This is a genomic window from Brucella grignonensis (assembly GCF_002252505.1).
In the GTDB taxonomy this organism is placed as follows: Bacteria; Pseudomonadota; Alphaproteobacteria; order Rhizobiales; family Rhizobiaceae; genus Brucella; species Brucella grignonensis.
On record NZ_NNRL01000143.1, the window covers coordinates 33,249 to 49,928 of the forward strand.

The window sequence follows — 16,680 nt, forward strand, 5'->3', positions numbered from 1 at the left end:
ATAACCCGTCTTGCAAAGTAAGCTCCATAAACGGTTATCTTCAGTCTTTTTATGACATATGGAGTCCCAATGCCTCGCCGCAAGATTTTGACGGATGCCGAACGACAGAATTTCCTTGCCCTGCCCACCGACGACGACACCCTGATCCGGCATTGGAGCCTTGATGACGATGACCATCGTCTTCTCGAAACGCGCCGGCGCGACGATACCCGCCTTGGCCTGGCCCTTCAGCTCTGCGCTCTTCGCTATCCCGGCCGTCTCATCCAGCGCGGAGAGGTCATTCCGGAAACCGCGCTCACCTTCCTTGCCGAGCAACTCAAGATCGACCCCGAGGCGCTTGCCACCTTCGCACAAAGAGCACCTACCCGCTACGAACAACTGGCCGTCCTTCGCCGACATTACGGCTTCAGTGAACTGAGCCACCCGGCACGCGCCGACCTTCTGGCCTTTGCGAAGGGCGTGGCGATCGCCTCGACCAAGGACAAATTCGTCGTCGCCGCTCTGGCAGATGAGATGCGCCGGCGGCGTATCGTCATTCCCGGCATCACCGTGATCGAACGGTTGGCTGGTCGGGCATGCACTGAGGCTGAGGAAGCTTTGTTCGCCGATGTTACCGGAAGACTGACGACGGACATCATTGTCAGGATGGAGGCGCTGCTCGGTATCGGACCACGCGTCCGCCAGAGCGGCGTTTCGTGGTTACGTGAACCGCCCGGAAAAGCTGGCGACGCAGCCATGCGAGGATTGATCGATCGGCTTAAAGCCGTGCGTCATGTCGGCCTTTCCAGTGATGTGCTTCAGGCCGTCCCGACGCATCGTGTCAGCCGCATGGCCCAGGAAGGTCGCCGCCTGACCGCTCAGAACTTCGAGCAAATGCGGCCAGGACGCCGATATGCCACCTTGGCAGCCTTCCTTCTGGAGACGGAAATAGCCCTCACGGATTCAGCGATCGCTATGTTCGAAGTCCTGATCGGCAAGGCATTCCGGCAGGCCGAGGCTCTCCGCGACAAGCAACTGCTTGAGAACGCCACATCGGCAACATCGGCGCTGGATTTCTTCGTGGGCTTCGGCGAGGCGATCGCGTCCAAACGGGAAACCGGGCTTTCTCTCGATGAGGCCGTCAATGCGGTCGCCAGTTGGGAACAACTGATGCAGGCGACTGCGGCAGCAAAAGCCGCATCGCGGACCCGCAAGGACGACGATCTGATCGCCTACCTTCCGGCTCAATATGTGCGCATCCGACGTTTTGCTGTTCCGTTCATAGGCGCTTTCATCTTCGAGGGTAATCGTCAAAGCTGCGATTTCATCAGCGTGGCGATGCAAATGAAGGACGCCGGGAAAAGCCGTCGTCGCTCTTCAGAGCAAGCTTGGGTGCGAGGCGCACTCGATCTGGTCGACAAGCGCTGGAGTAAGGAAATCCGGGCATCAGACGGCTCTGTCGATCACAGAGTGCTCGAACTCTTCATGATCGTCGAGTTGAAGAACCGGATCGCTGCCAACGAGATCTGGATCAAAGGCTCTCGCACATACCGTGCCCTCGATGAGAGTATGATCTCGCATCAGACCTACGCCATCATCAAGGCTGAGGCTCGCATTCCCGTTGCCATTCCGGTCGATGTCGAGATCTATCTCGCCCAAAAGGCCGAAGCGCTCGATCAGAAACTCCGTGAGGCGGCAAACCGGCTGGAGACCGGGCGCGGCGACACCCGCATTGGCGCAAAAGGCTTGCGGGTGCCTGCGGTCAAAACCGTCGAGACCGAAGCCGCGCTGGCCTTCGCACGGAGAGTGGCGAGCAGCATGCCACCGATCCGACTGACGGATCTTGTCGCTGACGTGGATCGGATGACCGGCTTCAGCTCCCTCTTCGAGCATCTTCAAACAGGGCGGACGCCGGGCGACATGCGTGTTTTCTACGCAGCGCTCATCGCTGAAGCCACCAATCTCGGCTTCTCGAAGATGGCGCTGGCTTGCCCTGGCATCACACGTCGTCAGCTACAGCAGATGGCGATCTGGCACTTCAGAGAGGAAACCTTCACGTTGGCGCTCGCCCGGTTGGTCGAGGCCCAGCACTACGCGCCATTTGCCAGCGTCTTCGGTTCGCACACCATATCATCCTCAGATGGGCAACATATCCATCTCGGCGACGGCGGCGAAATCGCCGGCGGCGTCAACGGCCGCTACGGCACTAACCCGATCATCAAGCTCTACACGGCGATCTCCGGACGTTATGCGCCCTTCCATACAAAAATCATCGCTGCTACGGCGAGCGAGGCTGTCCATGTTCTTGACGCGCTGCTCGAAACAGACGCGGGCCTCGACATCGTTCGCCATCATGTCGATGGCGGTGGCGTCAGCGATCTCGTCTTCGCCTTTTGCCATGCGCTCGGCTTTGCCTTCGTCCCGCGTATTCCAGATCTCGACGGCCGATGCCTCTATGGCTTCGGTCCTGGCAAGCAGTACGGCATTCTCCAGAATGTCATGGGCGATCGCATCGACGCCGATCTGATCCGGACCCATTGGGACGACATTCTGCGTCTGATGACCTCGCTGCGCACGCGCACCGTTAGCGCCTCGCTTATGCTTAAAAGGCTGTCGGCCACCACAAGGCAGAGCGGTCTTGCCCAAGCCCTGCGGCAAATGGGCCGCATAGAGCGGACCCTGTTCACGCTGGACTGGATCAATGACGAGGATCTGAGAAAGACGACAACGGCAGAACTGAACAAGGGCGAGAGCCGAAACAGCCTCGTACGTGCCGTCAACCTACACCGTCTCGGCCGCTTCCGCGATCGCAGCCAGGAAAACCTCTCGATCCGGGCATCCGCCCTCAATCTGGTCGTCACCGCTATCATCCACTGGAACACGATCTATACCGGCCGTGTCGTCGGGGCCTTGCACGACGCCGGGCAGCATGTGCCCGATCACCTGCTGTCGAGTCTGTCGCCCCTCTCTTGGGAGCACGTGAATCTTACCGGGGATTACATCTGGGAGGACAAGCCAGCGCTCGACGATTCCGGCTTCCGACCCCTGCCGTTCTCGGTCTGATCCGCCTACCGTATATCTGTGCCCCTTTAATGTTCAGGGGCCGTATAGCCTCTCCATCACACAGGTTTATCTACGCAAAACGAATCAGTAAGCCCGCCAAAGGTCACTGAGTCGCCGTGCGAAGTATGCTTGCGCCATGAAGCGTGAGCAATACTGTGCGTTTTTACCATGTAATGAAAGAGTTTTCGTACGATCGATCTACCTGATTGGATCGGTCAGGCGCCGTACACGCCCTGCAGTTTTTCGAAGATTTCCGGCGCGATCTCATACTGCCGCGCCTTGCCACGACCTATGGACGTCCTCCCCCAGGATTCCTTTAAGAGGCCTCGGACGACTAGTGGATCAATCGCTTCCTGGGCCGCTTTCCTTGTCATTCCAGTCACTTCGGTGACATTGGTGATAGTCAGCGCGGTATCCGCTTTTTGCAGCGTGTACAAAAGATTCATCATCCCGAGCTGGCGAAGACGCGAATTAGGCGTCTCGTCCGGCAAGGGCTTTGACATGATCTCGTGCGTAGCCAGGGTCGCAAAAACCGTGTTGTGCCAGCGTTGGTTCAAAGGGCTTGGCATCTTCTTATCTATTCGTTATCGTGCAGTATGACAAGGTGGTAAAGCCTCGCAGGCGAATAGCCGGTCGGAAGGCAAACGAGGGTCTGAGCATGAAGAATGCAGTCATTCGGGCACTTTCCGCTGTTGCGATTGGTGTTTCATTGTACACGTTTTCGTCCCCCATTGCGCGAGCGGATGACTGGGGTTGCCAAGTTCTCCTTTGTCTTTCTAATCCAGGCGGCGCAACACAGTACGCCGAGTGCCGCCCCCCGATCGAACGGCTGTGGTCGCACTTAGCGAAAGGACGGTCTTTCCCTATCTGCAGCGGCGTCGGTTTCACGGCAACGAAACCACGGTATGAGCCGTACTATTGCGATGCCGGCTTCCGTCTCGTCACGCGCCAAGATGATCGCGGCGTTGGCCAAATGGGATGCGTTTCCACCGAGCTACAGACAGTTAGTGCCGATCAGTGCAGCAACAATGGCAGCGGTCGCCATTCCGGCGCTGTTGGGGCCGGTCGATGGGATTTTTCGGACGGCAAGCGCGTTTGCAAAGCTTATGTGACGGCGCGCCCGCATGTCCGCGAACAACCCCGCTACATCGACCTGACGATCGACGGCGCAGGCCAGCAACGAGTCTGGTTCTAGCCCATGCCGGTAGCCTTCCTTGATCTCGCCCAGCAATGCGCTCCGCAAATCGCCACGGAAACAATAGCCGCGGTCATAAGCGTCGAGAGCGGCTTCCACCCCTTCGCCATTCGTATCAACACAGACCGTCCGCTCGCCGAGCAGCCTAAAACCAGAGCTGAGGCGATAGAGACAGCGACTGCCTTGATCGCCGAGGGTCACGATATCGACTTGGGACTCGGCGGGATCAATTCTGGAAATCTGGGTAGGCTGGGTCTGTCCGTCAGCGACGCCTTCGACTTCTGCCTCAACATCAAGGCCAGCGCAGCGCTGCTTGACGGCTACTACCAAGTCGCTTTCCAGGATGGCGCAACAAAGACACAGGCTGAAGCCGTCATGCTGCGAAGTTATTTTGGCAGTGGCGACCCCTCTGCCGGCGAAATGGTGGGTTACGACAAAAGAGTATTGGCGGAGCGAAAGCGGCTGTCCAGTCAACTCGCGACCATCGAGATTGTCGAGGGACAGGTGCAAGCGTTGCCCACGCGCGAAGGGGCAGGGGGCTCGTCAGCTTCAACAACTGGCGGCAGCTCGCCAGAGAAGGTTCAGCCAGGGTCTCAGATCCCTGCGCCGAGGTGGGATGTCTTCAATGCGGGGCGGCAATCCTCCGTCCTCGTTTTTTCCAACGAGCAAAAGGAGTGATGAGCACATGACCCTAACGGCGCGTATCAGGTCGGCCGCGGCAATCGTGACAATGGCAACGGTGTTTTCGCTAGCCTTGATCGAGCCGAGTTTCGCCCAGGCAGGTGGCATCGAAAGCGTCCTGCAGAATATCGTCAATATGCTGACCGGCAACGTAGCGCGCCTGCTAGCAATTATTGCTGTGATCATCGTCGGCATCGCGTGGATGTTCGGCTACCTCGACCTGCGCAAGGCGGCGTTTGTCGTTCTCGGCATCGGAATCATCTTTGGCGCGACCGAGATCGTCAACATGATCTCAGGAGGAGGTTCATGAGCGAGAAGAATGCCCTCGAGGAAGATACGTTGTTCCTGGCCTGCACGAGGCCGGCAATGATCGGGGGCGTTACGATGGAGGCGATGGGGATCAACATGATTTTTACGACGATCCTCTTCATCGTCGCCGGTTCAGTCGCCTATGCCCTCGTGGGCGTCGTATTTCATTTTATCTTCAAGGCGGTCGTCAAGCACGATCACAACATGTTCCGCGTGCTGCTTGGTTGGATGGAGACCCGGGGGAGGGCGCGCAATACCGGGGTTTGGGGTGGAGCTAGCCTTACTCCGATGAAGCTCGTCCGGCGCTATGACGAAAGGGATATCGGCTTTGCCTAGCATCGCGATCGTCAAGAGCCGGGAGCTCGAACCGGAGACCTTCATTCCTTACACTCGCCACGTCGATGAAAGGATCATCGCGCTCGATTCGCGTGCAATGATGGTGATCATCGCTCTTGAGGGCGTATCTTTCGAAACAGCCGACACTCTTGACCTAAATGCACTCCATCGCGACCTCAACACGCTCTACCGCAATGTCGCCGACGAACGGCTGGCGCTGTGGACGCATGTGATCCGGCGTCGCGATAACGAATATCCCGGCGGCGAATTTGCCAACGCCTTTTCGCGGACGCTGAACGCAAAGTATCGCGACCGCATGATCGACGAGGATCTGTTTCGCAACGACCTTTATCTCAGCCTTGTCTGGCACCCTGGGCGCGATGCGACCGAGCGCGTGATGGCGTTCCTGTCAAAGCTCAGGAGGGCCCGCCGGCGAGAAATCGAACTCGATGAGGATGCGATCAAGCATCTTGACGATGCGATCATCGACGTCACGGCCGGCCTCAAGCGGTTCGGCCCGCGCGTCCTCACCCTGCAGGAACGCGAAGGTATTATTTTTTCTGAACCTAGCGAAGTGCTGCATCAGCTTGTGGGTGGGCGCCGCGAGTCCGTTCCATTAACGGAGGGCCGCATCTCGTCTGCCATCTATTCGGATCGCATCATTGTCGGACGTGAGACAGTCGAAATCAGGCATGAGGGATCCAGCCGCTTTGCGGCTATGTTTGGCTTTAAGGAATATCCAGCCCGGACGCGGCCGGGCATGTTCGATGGGCTGCTGACCGTTCCATACGAGTTGATCCTCACTCAAAGCTTTTCTTTCCTGTCGAAATCCGACGCTAAAACGGTGATGGGACGCAAACAAAACCAGATGGTGAGTGCCGGCGACAAAGCTGGGTCGCAGCTGGAAGAACTCGATGACGCGTTGGACGATCTGGAATCGAACCGCTTCGTGCTGGGCGATCATCATCTCACCCTGACTGTCTTCGCTGGATCAGTGAAGGAACTAACGGACAATCTCGCGAAGAGCCGGACGCATCTTACCAATGGCGGCGCGGTCGTCGCTCGCGAGGATCTCGGGCTTGAGGCGGCCTGGTGGGCGCAATTGCCGGGCAATTTCCGCTATCGCGTCAGATCCGGCGCGATCACATCGAAGAACTTCGCTGCCTTTTCTCCATACCATTCCTATCCGACCGGCCAGAGAGACGGCAACGAATGGGGCCCAGCGGTTGCCATGCTTAAAACGGCATCGGGGTCGCCGCTCTATTTCAATCTGCATTATGGCGACCTCGGCAACACTTTCATCGGCGGGCCGTCCGGATCGGGCAAGACCGTCCTACTCAACTTCCTTCTGTCGCAGGGTGAGAAGTTCGACGCGCAAATTGTTTTCTTCGACAAGGATCGTGGCGCCGACCTCTTCGTGCGCGCCGCCGGTGGAACCTATCTGCCGCTGAAGAATGGTCGCCCGACAGGTTGCGCGCCTTTGAAGGGAATGGAGCTAACGCCGGAGAACAAGGTGTTCCTGGCACAATGGGTAGCGAAGCTGGTGAACTCAAAAACACGCGATCTTTCCGTATCGGAAGTGCGCGACATCGCCAACGCCATCGACGGATTGGCAGACCTGCCCGTCGAACGGCGCACCATCGGGGCGCTAAGGACGTTTCTTAACAACACCGACCCCGAGGGCATCGCCGCGCGACTGCGTCGCTGGGAGCGTGGCGGGCCACTTGGATGGGTGTTCGACAACGTCATTGAGGATGTTGGTCTTGGCGAACTCGGCGTAGACCATAGGTTCGTCGGCTATGACATGACCGACTTCCTCGACAATGAGGAGATCCGTACGCCGCTGATGGCCTATCTCTTCCACCGCGTCGAGCAGTTGATCGACGGTCGGAGGATCATCATCGTCATCGATGAGTTTTGGAAGGCGCTTGCAGACGAAGGTTTTCGTGACCTTGCCCAAAACAAGCTCAAGACCATCCGAAAGCAGAATGGCCTCATGCTATTTGCGACGCAGAGCCCGCGGGACGCGATCAATTCTCCGATCGCGCACACCATCATTGAGCAGTGCCCAACGCAGGTATTCATGCCGAACTCACGCGGCAGCCGTAATGACTATGTCGACGGCTTCAAACTCACCGAGCGCGAATATGAATTGATTGCGCGCGATCTCTCCAATGAAAGTCGCCGCTTCATCGTCAAGCAGGGCCATAACAGCATCGTTGCCGAACTAAATCTCGGCGGCTTCGACGATGAGCTCGCCGTCCTCTCCGGCCGCACCGCCAATGTCGAACTCGCTGACGCAATCAGGGCGCAGGCTGGCGAGGATCCGGAGGTCTGGCTTCCTCTCTTCCACCAACAACGGAGTGCAGGCTGATGCGTATACGAAATTCTTTGATGGTCGCCACCATCCTTGCCTTATCGGCCAGCGCAGCCGGTGCCCAGGGGATACCCGTAAACGACCAGGCCGCGATCCTGAAACATATTGAGAGCATCGCCCAGCTGAAGTCGCAGCTAGATGCACTTAATCAGCAAATCACGCAAGCCGAGCAATTGTTCGGGTCGCTGAACAAGTTCACGAAGATGGCTGATGTCGCCTCACTTCTGAACCAGCCAGAAATTCGCAAGGCATTGCCGCAGGACTTTGCGGCCATCGAAAGCCTGCTTAAGGGCAACGGCACGGGTGCGTTTGGCGATGCCGCCTCAAAATTCCTTGGAGACAACTCGACATATAAGACCTCTGCCAACGATTTCTACGCCCAGGAGCTGGCGCGCGTCCAGAATCGCAACGCCGGTCAGATGAGCCTCGGCCAACAAATTTACGATGCTGCCACGAAGCGTATCGACGGGATCGATCAGTTGCGTCAGCAGATATCCTCGGCGAGCGATGCCAAGGATATCGCCGATCTCCAGGCCCGCATTCAGGCCGAAAGTGCGTTCCTACAAACCGATCTCCTGCGCATGCAGGGTCTACAAATGGTTCAGCAAGCGCAAGCTCAGGTCGAGGATCAGCGTAAGGCAGAAGACTGGCGCAAGCGCATCGACACGATGAACACGGCGCTGTCGAAATGAAGCGCGTAGCGGCTCTCCTCCTGATGGCATTTCTGGCGGCGTGTTCCGAACCGCCGCCGTCTACCGTCATCACCGTCAGCGAGTTTCTCGCAGACGAGAGCCTACGCGCCGATCACGTGGGGAGATGCCGCGAGAACCCGGGCGCGCTGGGTCAGACGCCTATCTGCCGGAACGCCGAAGAAGCAGAGGGAAAGGCGCGGCTCGAGCGCATGAACAGGGCGCTGGGAGGATAGCGCCATGTATACCGTCTTCGACTTCCTCGATCGACAATTCACGACACCGCTGCAGAATTTCATCAGTTCCGGGACGAGCGGGATTAGCGCGTGGGTGGCAGGCCCGCTGACGGCGGCGTTGACGCTATACGTGATCCTATACGGATTTCTGATCCTGCGTGGATCTGTGCAGGAACCGATCATGGAGTTCGCTTTCCGGGCAATAAAGCTCGCCATCATCCTGATGCTGGTCAGGAACGCGAGCGAATACCAAACCTATGTGACGAACATTTTCTTCGAGACGCTGCCGAAGGAGATTTCGGAGGCGCTAAATACAGGAGGCGCTCCGAGCGCCTCGACTTTCGATAGTCTGCTCGATAAAGGTCAGAAATCTGCGAACGATATCTGGGCACAAGGTGCGTGGCCGGTCGATCCGCTGACCGGCTTTGCTGGTCTCGTAGTCATCGTGGTGACGTTTATCGTCGCCTCGATCGGATACGTGGTGTCGCTCTATGCGCGCGTCGCGCTCGCGATCATGCTCGCGATCGGACCGATTTTCATCGCGCTGGCGATGTTCCAGTCAACGCGCCGCTTCACCGAGTCATGGATCGGGCAACTCGCAAATTTTGTAATATTGCAAGTGCTCGTCGTCGCGGTTGGCTCCCTGCTGGTCACCAGTTTCGCCACCATGTTCACGACGGTCGAGGCATATAGCGACGTGCTGATGCGGCCGATCGCCGTTGGAGCCATCGGTCTGGCTTCCCTCTATGTCTTTTACCAGCTGCCAAGCATTGCCTCTGGGCTCGCATCCGGGGGTGCCTCACTGACGTATGGCTACACCGCGGCGCGCGACGGGCACAACAACACCGTGGTCCGCACCATCGGCTGGGGCTGGGGGAAGCTGACCGGGAAGAAGGCCTGACGCCATGGCCAAATGGGGAGTTAAAGATTGAATACAGCACGCATCACCACTCTGCTTGGCCTGCTACTTGTCGTCTCCGGCTGCGCCACGCTCAGCTATCCACTGCCCAAATGCGACGGTTATTCCAAACGGCCGCTCAATCGCTCAATGTGGGATTGGGATGCAAGCAAGACGGAGGCGGACAAGCAGCAGTCTTCGCTCAACGATGGAAGCAAGATCGTACTCGCATTCGCCGATCAGACGGTCGAGCCAACCGTCCATACCGCAGCTTTTGCCGGGTTCGATGAAGCGGCGTCCCATACCGCTTGCCAGGGGGGGTAAGGGGTATGGTTACAACGGACAGCCTAAAGGATTATTTTGATAAGGCACGTCGCTTCGATCAGGATCGAATGGTCTCTGCCGAGCGCTCGAAACGTCTGGCTTGGTTTGTTGCCGCCGTCGCCAGCGTGCTCGCTTGCGTGTCTGTCACTGCCGTCGTTGCGCTCACACCACTGAAGACCGTCGAGCCCTTCGTCATTCGGGTGGATAACTCGACGGGCATTGTAGACGTTGTGTCGGCCATGTCGTTGGCGGCTGGCAGCTATGATGAGGAAGTCACCAAATACTTCGCCGCGCGCTACGTGCGCGCCCGCGAGGGTTACGTATGGTCGGAGGCGGAGGAGAATTTCCGCACTGCATCTCTGATGTCGAATGCGGCGGAGCAGCAACGCTTCGCGGCCACCTATCGCGGTAGCAATCCTGAATCGCCGCAGAACATTTACGGTCGATCGGCGTCATCCCGCATCGGCATCAAGTCGATCTCGCTCATTAACAGCAATGTCGTTTCCGTTCGTTACACCCGGACGATCACGCGTGGTGAAGATATCCGCACCACGCATTGGGTGGCAACGATTACCTACACCTACGCCAATTCCCCGATTTCCTCCACCGACCGGTTGGTGAACCCTCTTGGGTTCGTGGTTAGCGAGTACCGGGCCGATCCGGAGGCTTTGAATTGACAGTACGCTCTCTCATCATGGCGATCGTAGTCACCGTCTTGACGCTAACGCCCGTACAAGCCCTCGAAATTCCTGCAAGCGCACAGCAGGACAACCGCGTGCGCTTCGTAAACTACCAACCCTACAACATTACACGGATTGTCGGCACAATCCGCTCCTCTGTGCAGGTCGAATTTGCTCCCGACGAAGAGATCGCTCACGTCGCGCTCGGCAACACCGTTGCTTGGGAAGTCGCTCCGGCTGGTCATATCCTGTTTCTGAAGCCACGCGAGAACCAACCGGCGACGAACATTTCCGTAGTTACGACGCGGCGAGACGGCTCCAAGCGCAGCTATCAGATGGAACTAGTTGTGCGCGACGGCTCGGTGGACGCCGGGCAGAACACTTATTTCTATGTGAAATACCGCTATCCGGCCGATGAAGCTGAGCGTCGGCGCCTGGAGGAAGAGGCCCGCAAGCGTGCGGCCGAGGCAGGTTATGCCGATCAGGTCCTCGGTATCCACGAGCAGTATGGGCCGCGAAACTGGCGTTATTCCGCCCAGGGCGGAGCGGCGATCGAACCGCAAGCCGTTTATGATAACGGCAAGGTTACAACGTTCTCATTTAGCGGCAATCAGGAAATGCCGGCGATCTATATTGAGAATTCAGACGGAACCGAGAGTCTTGTTCCGAAAACGGTGCAGGGCGATCTCGTGCTCGTTCACGCGATCAGCCGCAAATTCATTTTGCGACGCGGCTCCGACACGCTTTGCATTTACAATGAAGCTTATTCGCCGGTCGGTGTGGATCCGGGCACCAACACGACATCACCGTCGGTCGAGCGTGTGGTGAGGGTGCCGGCCGCTGGCCAGTAGGGGAGGGCCAAATGGCAGAAAACACCGAAACAAATATCCCCGGCGAGCGCGGCCAAACCGCAGCCGCCCGCAAGGTCGACAACAATCCCTTGCTCAAGCGTGGGGCCGTTGTCCTGGCTGTTGTCGCGTTCATGGGTTTTGCCATGTGGTCGATGCGACAGGCTCCGAAAGAGGACGTCGAACAGCCGGGATCCGGCGTAATCCGACAGAATACGGAGTTCGAGCCGGCGCGGGCAGAACCCGAACCAGTGGCGCTCCCCGTACCTGAGATCAAGCTGCCAACCCCTTCCGTGGAAACAAACGAAAAGCCCGCTGTAGACGAACTCCTCGAGGCTGCCAGGCGAGCGCCGGTGATGGCGTACGGCGGCGGCCAGACAGGCAACAATGCGCGGCCATCTGAAAATTCCGGCACGAATCCCGACCCCAATTTTCTTCCGGTCGACGGCCTGCTTGGGGCAGGGGGACAGGGCGAGAACGAGGATCAGCGGTTCAACCGCATGCTGAAGCCGACGGTTCTCGAGGGCTCCAAAGCGGGACATCTCGGCAATCGCAACTTCATCGTTGCCATGGGTACCTCTATCCCTTGTGCGCTCGAAACCGCGCTCTCTTCGGATCAGCCAGGCTTTACAAGTTGCGTGATCACCCGCGATGTTCTCTCCGACAACGGACGTGTGGTGTTGATGGAAAAAGGCACGCAAGTTGTTGGCGAGTATCGAGGGGGCCTACGCCGTGGCCAGAGCCGGCTGTTCGTCTTGTGGAATCGGGCCAAGACCCCAACCGGTGTCATCATCACTCTCGCCTCGCCGGCGACCGACGCGATCGGCCGCGCAGGCTTTGATGGTTATGTCGATACCCATTGGTGGGAGCGCTTCGGGAGCGCGCTGCTCTTATCTGTGGTCGGGGACGTGGCGACATACGCCGGTCAGGAGTTGCAGAGAAGCGATGTACAGGCGCAAGGAACGACGAGCGCCGGCAAGGACGCGGCGGCGATCGCCGTTGAGCAGTCAATCAACATTCCGCCGACGCTCACGAAACATCAAGGCTCTCTGGTTTCAATATTTGTGGCCCGAGATCTAGATTTTTCGACGATTTATGGTCTTCGTGTAACTGAACCCCGCAATACGATCTACGATCGCGCGGTAATGGGCGATTTCTATCCGAAGTCTGACCTGGTGACGAAATAGGACCGGGGATGGCGGAAACCTCCGATTCCGGCGTCGTCCGCCAACTGCTTTTGCCGCTTGATCGCTTTTTGAAAGATGCGAGCCTCTACGAGGTCGTTATCAATCGACCAGGAGAGGTGCTGACAGAAGGGACGGCAGGCTGGCAGCGCCACGAGCTGCCGGACCTTTCTTTTGACAAGTTGATGCGGTTGGCGCGGGCTGTAGCCAGCTTTTCTAACCAGGGCATTGATGAGACCCGCCCGCTGTTGTCTGCCACCCTCCCGGATGACGAACGTATCCAAATTGTCATCCCGCCGGCGACAACACGAGATACAGTTTCGATCACAATTCGAAAGCCGTCACTAGTATCGCTTTCGATGGCGGACATGGAGGAGGGAGGGCTTTTCGAGCGAGTGGTGGCCAGTGCCAATCAAAAAGCAGGCGAAGATCCGCTGCTGACGACTTACCGCAGCGGCCAGTATCGAGCTTTTCTCGAGGGGGCGGTGCTGGCGCGCAAGAACATTATCATCTCCGGCGCCACAGGGTCTGGCAAGACTACTCTCTCCAAGGCCCTGATCCAGCACATTCCACACGACGAACGCCTTATCAGCATAGAGGACACGCCCGAACTTACGATTCCACAGCCTAACCATGTCCGGCTGTTTTACTCCAAAGGCGGGCAGGGGTTAGCCAAGTTAGGTGTGAAAGACCTACTAGAATCGTGTCTGCGCATGCGCCCTGACCGAGTGCTGCTGCAGGAGCTACGCGATGGGACGGCCTTCTATTATATTCGAAACATCAACTCCGGACATCCCGGCTCAATAACTACTGTGCATGCGGAGTCACCGGAGCTTGCCTTTGAACAGCTAACTCTTTTGGTAAAAGAGTCCGAAGGCGGGCACGATCTCGATCGCGCGGATATTCGGAATCTTCTAAGAATCTCAATTGATATAATCGTGCAATGCAAACGGGTTGGTGGTCGGTTTCGGGTGACGGAACTTTACTATTCTGATCACTGGCGGTCGGAAGGCGGGTAGACTCAATCCCCGGGGCACTCGATGACCACCTTTGCGGTGTCGAACCTGATCGAAACAATTGATCGCATCTTCTGTCGCTGCCATGCGGTGTTGGGAACGGCATTCGATATGCGCGGCTTAAGCCTGCCTTAAGCTTGCATCGCTCCGCTCGCTCTGATTGAAGGCGCGGTAATCCACCTCACGCACGGTGTGGGCCTCCTTGTTCGCAACAGGTCCATTGCAATCAGGCTTGCCATTCCTGGGGAGGGATATCGTCGAGCAAGTGGAGGACTCGATGAACTTTACGTGCGAAACATGCATAAAGCTGGAGAATGCCGAGACGGCAATCCGAAAAGCGTTTGGAAGCCTTCAGCCGCATTGCTGTGCCCAGACGCGGTCGGGACACGACTACGCGTTTGATTTTTGCTCCGCAAAGGCTGTTGTGCGCGCTGACTCACACATTTTATGGATTCGCATCGAAGCGGAAGAATTTATCATTGCTGTTGGTGCGAAAATTCTCATTCAATCTGAGATCGCTATCCATAGCAAAGATGTGCCAGAAAATTGGCTCTGGATCGAAGCGACCGATGATCCATTCGCTGCGATAACATCATTTGAAGGACAGGAAGGTTCGAGAGCCGCCGGTGGTTCATCGGTAACACCGGAGTAACAAATCGGACTCACTACCTGCCACATTGGGACGGCATCTCGGTCATTCCGCAACTATGATCATTAGCCGCGATTTCCGGAGAGATAGATGCCGACTCGCTCACGCTGATTGCTATGGATCAAAAAAATACCCTTTTCGTTTACTAATATCTGGGTTCCGATACATCTTGCGGTCAACGTTTGAGCGTCGGGGTCACATTTCCATGTTGAGTCTGGCTATGAGTTTGAACGTGCCGTCCGAGACCCTCCGTCTGTTTATGTATCCGCGACAGACTTGCGGCCTGGCCGGCAGACACATTGAGCGATTGCGCGATCTGCTTAAGATTGTCTCGCCTCAACGCAGTGCGGTCTGTAACGTCGAGGCGTCGTGATATTGAAGCGCTGATCCGTTCCAATTCCCTCCGTAGCTCTGGCGTCGCGTTGAGCCGCATTGCCCGCTCATGTTCCGGGGCCGCCAGGACTTTCTCGAGACCTTCTGACGGCGCACGGATTTCCTGCCGCTGACGATATTGTTCATCACGATGTTTTGTCTCCATCTGATACCGCTCGAAATCGACCGTTCGCCCGTAGTCCTCAAGAGCTGCGGCCAGTTGCGGCAGATGTGCTTTCGCCGCCTGCCGTTCGGGGCTTTCCGCGCGGAAGAAACCTTTGCCTTCGCCGGCGAGAGGCCCGAGTTTGCCACTGCGGGCATCCTCGCCTGCAATAGCCCCAGCCATCGGGCCATCGATGCGCTCGACCGTCGCCGAGACGGCGGCCGAGTTGCCATAGACCAGCATCGACAGTCGATCGATTTCTGCCCGCTTCTCCGCCAACCGCGATGAATCCCTCAGCTTGACGACGATCTCGGCCTCACTCAGATCCGCCAGCTCGCGTCCGGGAATGAGGACATCTCCGGGGCGGACCTGGCGATCAGGCTTCTCCCTATCTCGATCCGGGTCCGCGAGGGTCGGGATTCGTTCGGGTGCCTCTGCCATCGCGGGGGCCGGCACCATACCGACGCGCTGTTTTACGTCATGTGAACTTTTGACCGCGTCACCGGCTTCCGACCGCCGACGCTCCAACTGGAACCAGGCGAGGTCGTCGCGTGACTGACTTTTCACCTCGTCAATCAGGATAGATGGAGCGCGCCTGTCCTCCATGCGTTGAATCAACCGCGTCCAGATATGCGCGAACCGGTCAACCTCCTCACGGGTTAAGGGACGATTGCGCGTTTCGTCGAGCACCTGAGCTGCGATCGTGGCTGAGCGCCATCGCCCGTTGGCAAGCTGGTTGTCATAGACGGCCTCTCCGTCGGCCGACTGGATCACGACTCGGTCGGCGAGCTTGCGGCGCTCAATACGCTTGAGGCTTTCGGCCAGACCAGTGACAGCACCATCATGAACGGCACGTGGCGGGATCCGCGCAGCCGCTCCGGCCTGGTGCAGTTCTTCAAACCGGTAATGGCATCCCTGCCAGCTGACACGTGGGCTGACGGCCAGAGCGCGCGCCTCGACGCGATAACCGGCGGATCGTCCAACCTTCATGATTTTCTCGACATTGTCCGGCGTCCGCATCGTCGTTTCGAATACAACGTGGACACGACGAGAGGTGGCGGCAGCAAGCAGCTTCTCGGTCCAGATCCCGGCATCGCCTTGCGTAAAGCGCGATGCCGTTACAGGATCGATACTCTGATGGGCGACAAAGCCGGGATGGTAGGACCGCAAATCGTCACCGACGATCCTTATGGCACCACCGGTCCGCTCCAGCTCGGTCTGGCTGGCGATCAAAAGTGCCGTCTTGCCAGAGCCCGGCTGGCCGCCCAGAACAATCAGGGTCGGGCAGTCGGCGGCGCGAATCTGATCGGGAAGATAGTCTGGCAGGATTTCCGTCCGGAAGACGCGTTCGTTCTCGGTCTCCGACAAGCGACCATTGGCAGCCTCCTCCGCCATAACTCAAAGCTCCCGCCAGAATTGCGCCGGGTTTTTGATCCTCGGTCCCCATTCGGCGATCACCGCCTCGACGTGATCGAGATCGTCGACGCGAACGCTGTTCTGGACGGCGAGAAGCGTGCGCCGCTTGGCACGCATTGCTTCCGCGCCGGCTGGATCCTCCGCCTCAATGGCGGCGACCCGCTCCGAGACCAGCCCCCGCGCCTGGTTCATGATTTCGATGGCAAGCTCGGTCCGCACGATTGCGTCGAGAGCGGTTGTCTGTCCGGCCATTTGAATATCCTTT

18 protein-coding genes are annotated in these 16,680 nt (G+C 58.0%); 15 read left to right on the forward strand and 3 right to left on the reverse strand.

Features of this window, described 5'->3' with window-relative positions; genetic code table 11:
• The first annotated feature begins 69 nt into the window (after positions 1–69).
• A complete protein-coding gene (locus CEV33_RS01780; RefSeq protein WP_094538760.1) occupies positions 70–3,042 on the forward strand; it encodes a Tn3 family transposase in 2,973 nt (990 codons plus the stop codon).
• A 215-nt stretch (positions 3,043–3,257) separates the two neighbouring features.
• Here the strand turns inward: CEV33_RS01780 and CEV33_RS01785 are convergent, their stop codons facing one another.
• Positions 3,258–3,611, reverse strand: a complete 354-nt coding sequence (locus CEV33_RS01785; protein ID WP_094538761.1) for a MarR family transcriptional regulator — start codon at positions 3,609–3,611, stop codon at positions 3,258–3,260.
• A gap of 89 nt (positions 3,612–3,700) precedes the next feature.
• Here CEV33_RS01785 and CEV33_RS24370 point away from each other — a divergent pair, with 89 nt between their 5' ends.
• The 14 genes from CEV33_RS24370 (at position 3,701) to CEV33_RS01855 (ending at position 14,467) form a co-directional block, all read left to right on the forward strand.
• A complete protein-coding gene (locus CEV33_RS24370) occupies positions 3,701–4,237 on the forward strand; it encodes a hypothetical protein (RefSeq protein ID WP_094538762.1) in 537 nt (178 codons plus the stop codon).
• Between the two features lie 3 nt (positions 4,238–4,240).
• Positions 4,241–4,915: a lytic transglycosylase domain-containing protein gene (locus CEV33_RS01795; protein WP_094538763.1), complete on the forward strand. Its 675-nt coding sequence runs from the start codon at positions 4,241–4,243 to the stop codon at positions 4,913–4,915.
• A gap of 7 nt (positions 4,916–4,922) precedes the next feature.
• Entirely contained in the window at positions 4,923–5,228 is a 306-nt protein-coding gene (locus CEV33_RS01800) for a TrbC/VirB2 family protein (protein ID WP_094538764.1), read from the forward strand.
• Positions 5,225–5,563 (forward strand): type IV secretion system protein VirB3, encoded by a 339-nt coding sequence (locus tag CEV33_RS01805; protein WP_094538765.1) that lies wholly within the window; start codon positions 5,225–5,227, stop codon positions 5,561–5,563. Before CEV33_RS01800 ends, CEV33_RS01805 begins: the two co-directional genes overlap by 4 nt.
• Positions 5,535–7,937: a VirB4 family type IV secretion/conjugal transfer ATPase gene (locus CEV33_RS01810; RefSeq protein WP_374818309.1), complete on the forward strand. Its 2,403-nt coding sequence runs from the start codon at positions 5,535–5,537 to the stop codon at positions 7,935–7,937. Before CEV33_RS01805 ends, CEV33_RS01810 begins: the two co-directional genes overlap by 29 nt.
• A complete protein-coding gene (virB5, locus tag CEV33_RS01815; RefSeq protein ID WP_094538767.1) occupies positions 7,937–8,632 on the forward strand; it encodes a P-type DNA transfer protein VirB5 in 696 nt (231 codons plus the stop codon). The genes CEV33_RS01810 and virB5 overlap by 1 nt, the downstream gene beginning before the upstream one ends.
• Positions 8,629–8,865, forward strand: coding sequence for an EexN family lipoprotein (locus CEV33_RS01820; RefSeq protein ID WP_094538768.1), 237 nt, complete (start codon positions 8,629–8,631; stop codon positions 8,863–8,865). The genes virB5 and CEV33_RS01820 overlap by 4 nt, the downstream gene beginning before the upstream one ends.
• A gap of 4 nt (positions 8,866–8,869) precedes the next feature.
• On the forward strand, positions 8,870–9,766 hold the full coding sequence (locus tag CEV33_RS01825) for a type IV secretion system protein (protein ID WP_094538769.1): 897 nt from the start codon (positions 8,870–8,872) through the stop codon (positions 9,764–9,766).
• A gap of 27 nt (positions 9,767–9,793) precedes the next feature.
• Complete coding sequence (locus CEV33_RS01830) at positions 9,794–10,087, forward strand: type IV secretion system protein VirB7 (protein WP_235818340.1); 294 nt, start codon at positions 9,794–9,796, stop codon at positions 10,085–10,087.
• Positions 10,088–10,092: 5 nt separating this feature from the next.
• A complete protein-coding gene (locus CEV33_RS01835; RefSeq protein WP_094538770.1) occupies positions 10,093–10,764 on the forward strand; it encodes a virB8 family protein in 672 nt (223 codons plus the stop codon).
• Positions 10,765–10,781: 17 nt separating this feature from the next.
• Positions 10,782–11,618, forward strand: a complete 837-nt coding sequence (gene virB9, locus CEV33_RS01840; protein WP_094538771.1) for a P-type conjugative transfer protein VirB9 — start codon at positions 10,782–10,784, stop codon at positions 11,616–11,618.
• A gap of 11 nt (positions 11,619–11,629) precedes the next feature.
• Positions 11,630–12,802, forward strand: coding sequence for a type IV secretion system protein VirB10 (gene virB10, locus CEV33_RS01845; RefSeq protein ID WP_094538772.1), 1,173 nt, complete (start codon positions 11,630–11,632; stop codon positions 12,800–12,802).
• 8 nt (positions 12,803–12,810) lie between these two features.
• Positions 12,811–13,818 (forward strand): P-type DNA transfer ATPase VirB11, encoded by a 1,008-nt coding sequence (gene virB11 / locus CEV33_RS01850; protein WP_094538773.1) that lies wholly within the window; start codon positions 12,811–12,813, stop codon positions 13,816–13,818.
• Between the two features lie 199 nt (positions 13,819–14,017).
• Positions 14,018–14,467, forward strand: a complete 450-nt coding sequence (locus CEV33_RS01855) for a hypothetical protein (RefSeq protein ID WP_141211548.1) — start codon at positions 14,018–14,020, stop codon at positions 14,465–14,467.
• Between the two features lie 172 nt (positions 14,468–14,639).
• Here CEV33_RS01855 and CEV33_RS01860 read toward each other — a convergent pair whose 3' ends face one another.
• Together CEV33_RS01860 and CEV33_RS01865 are read right to left on the reverse strand one after the other, a co-directional pair.
• Complete coding sequence (locus CEV33_RS01860) at positions 14,640–16,394, reverse strand: zeta toxin family protein (RefSeq protein WP_094538775.1); 1,755 nt, start codon at positions 16,392–16,394, stop codon at positions 14,640–14,642.
• Between the two features lie 3 nt (positions 16,395–16,397).
• On the reverse strand, positions 16,398–16,667 hold the full coding sequence (locus CEV33_RS01865; RefSeq protein WP_094538776.1) for a hypothetical protein: 270 nt from the start codon (positions 16,665–16,667) through the stop codon (positions 16,398–16,400).
• Positions 16,668–16,680: the final 13 nt, after the last annotated feature.

Excerpts from the sequence above, each read along its gene's own strand:
- CEV33_RS01780 (WP_094538760.1), top strand. The coding sequence starts at position 70 with ATGCCTCGCCGCAAGATTTTGACGGATGCCGAACGACAGAATTTCCTT.
- CEV33_RS01785 (WP_094538761.1), bottom strand. The coding sequence starts at position 3,611 with ATGCCAAGCCCTTTGAACCAACGCTGGCACAACACGGTTTTTGCGACC.
- CEV33_RS24370 (WP_094538762.1), top strand. The coding sequence starts at position 3,701 with ATGAAGAATGCAGTCATTCGGGCACTTTCCGCTGTTGCGATTGGTGTT.
- CEV33_RS01795 (WP_094538763.1), top strand. The coding sequence starts at position 4,241 with ATGCCGGTAGCCTTCCTTGATCTCGCCCAGCAATGCGCTCCGCAAATC.
- CEV33_RS01800 (WP_094538764.1), top strand. The coding sequence starts at position 4,923 with ATGACCCTAACGGCGCGTATCAGGTCGGCCGCGGCAATCGTGACAATG.
- CEV33_RS01805 (WP_094538765.1), top strand. The coding sequence starts at position 5,225 with ATGAGCGAGAAGAATGCCCTCGAGGAAGATACGTTGTTCCTGGCCTGC.
- CEV33_RS01810 (WP_374818309.1), top strand. The coding sequence starts at position 5,535 with ATGACGAAAGGGATATCGGCTTTGCCTAGCATCGCGATCGTCAAGAGC.
- virB5 (WP_094538767.1), top strand. The coding sequence starts at position 7,937 with ATGCGTATACGAAATTCTTTGATGGTCGCCACCATCCTTGCCTTATCG.
- CEV33_RS01820 (WP_094538768.1), top strand. The coding sequence starts at position 8,629 with ATGAAGCGCGTAGCGGCTCTCCTCCTGATGGCATTTCTGGCGGCGTGT.
- CEV33_RS01825 (WP_094538769.1), top strand. The coding sequence starts at position 8,870 with ATGTATACCGTCTTCGACTTCCTCGATCGACAATTCACGACACCGCTG.
- CEV33_RS01835 (WP_094538770.1), top strand. The coding sequence starts at position 10,093 with ATGGTTACAACGGACAGCCTAAAGGATTATTTTGATAAGGCACGTCGC.
- virB9 (WP_094538771.1), top strand. The coding sequence starts at position 10,782 with ATGGCGATCGTAGTCACCGTCTTGACGCTAACGCCCGTACAAGCCCTC.
- virB10 (WP_094538772.1), top strand. The coding sequence starts at position 11,630 with ATGGCAGAAAACACCGAAACAAATATCCCCGGCGAGCGCGGCCAAACC.
- virB11 (WP_094538773.1), top strand. The coding sequence starts at position 12,811 with ATGGCGGAAACCTCCGATTCCGGCGTCGTCCGCCAACTGCTTTTGCCG.
- CEV33_RS01860 (WP_094538775.1), bottom strand. The coding sequence starts at position 16,394 with ATGGCGGAGGAGGCTGCCAATGGTCGCTTGTCGGAGACCGAGAACGAA.
- CEV33_RS01865 (WP_094538776.1), bottom strand. The coding sequence starts at position 16,667 with ATGGCCGGACAGACAACCGCTCTCGACGCAATCGTGCGGACCGAGCTT.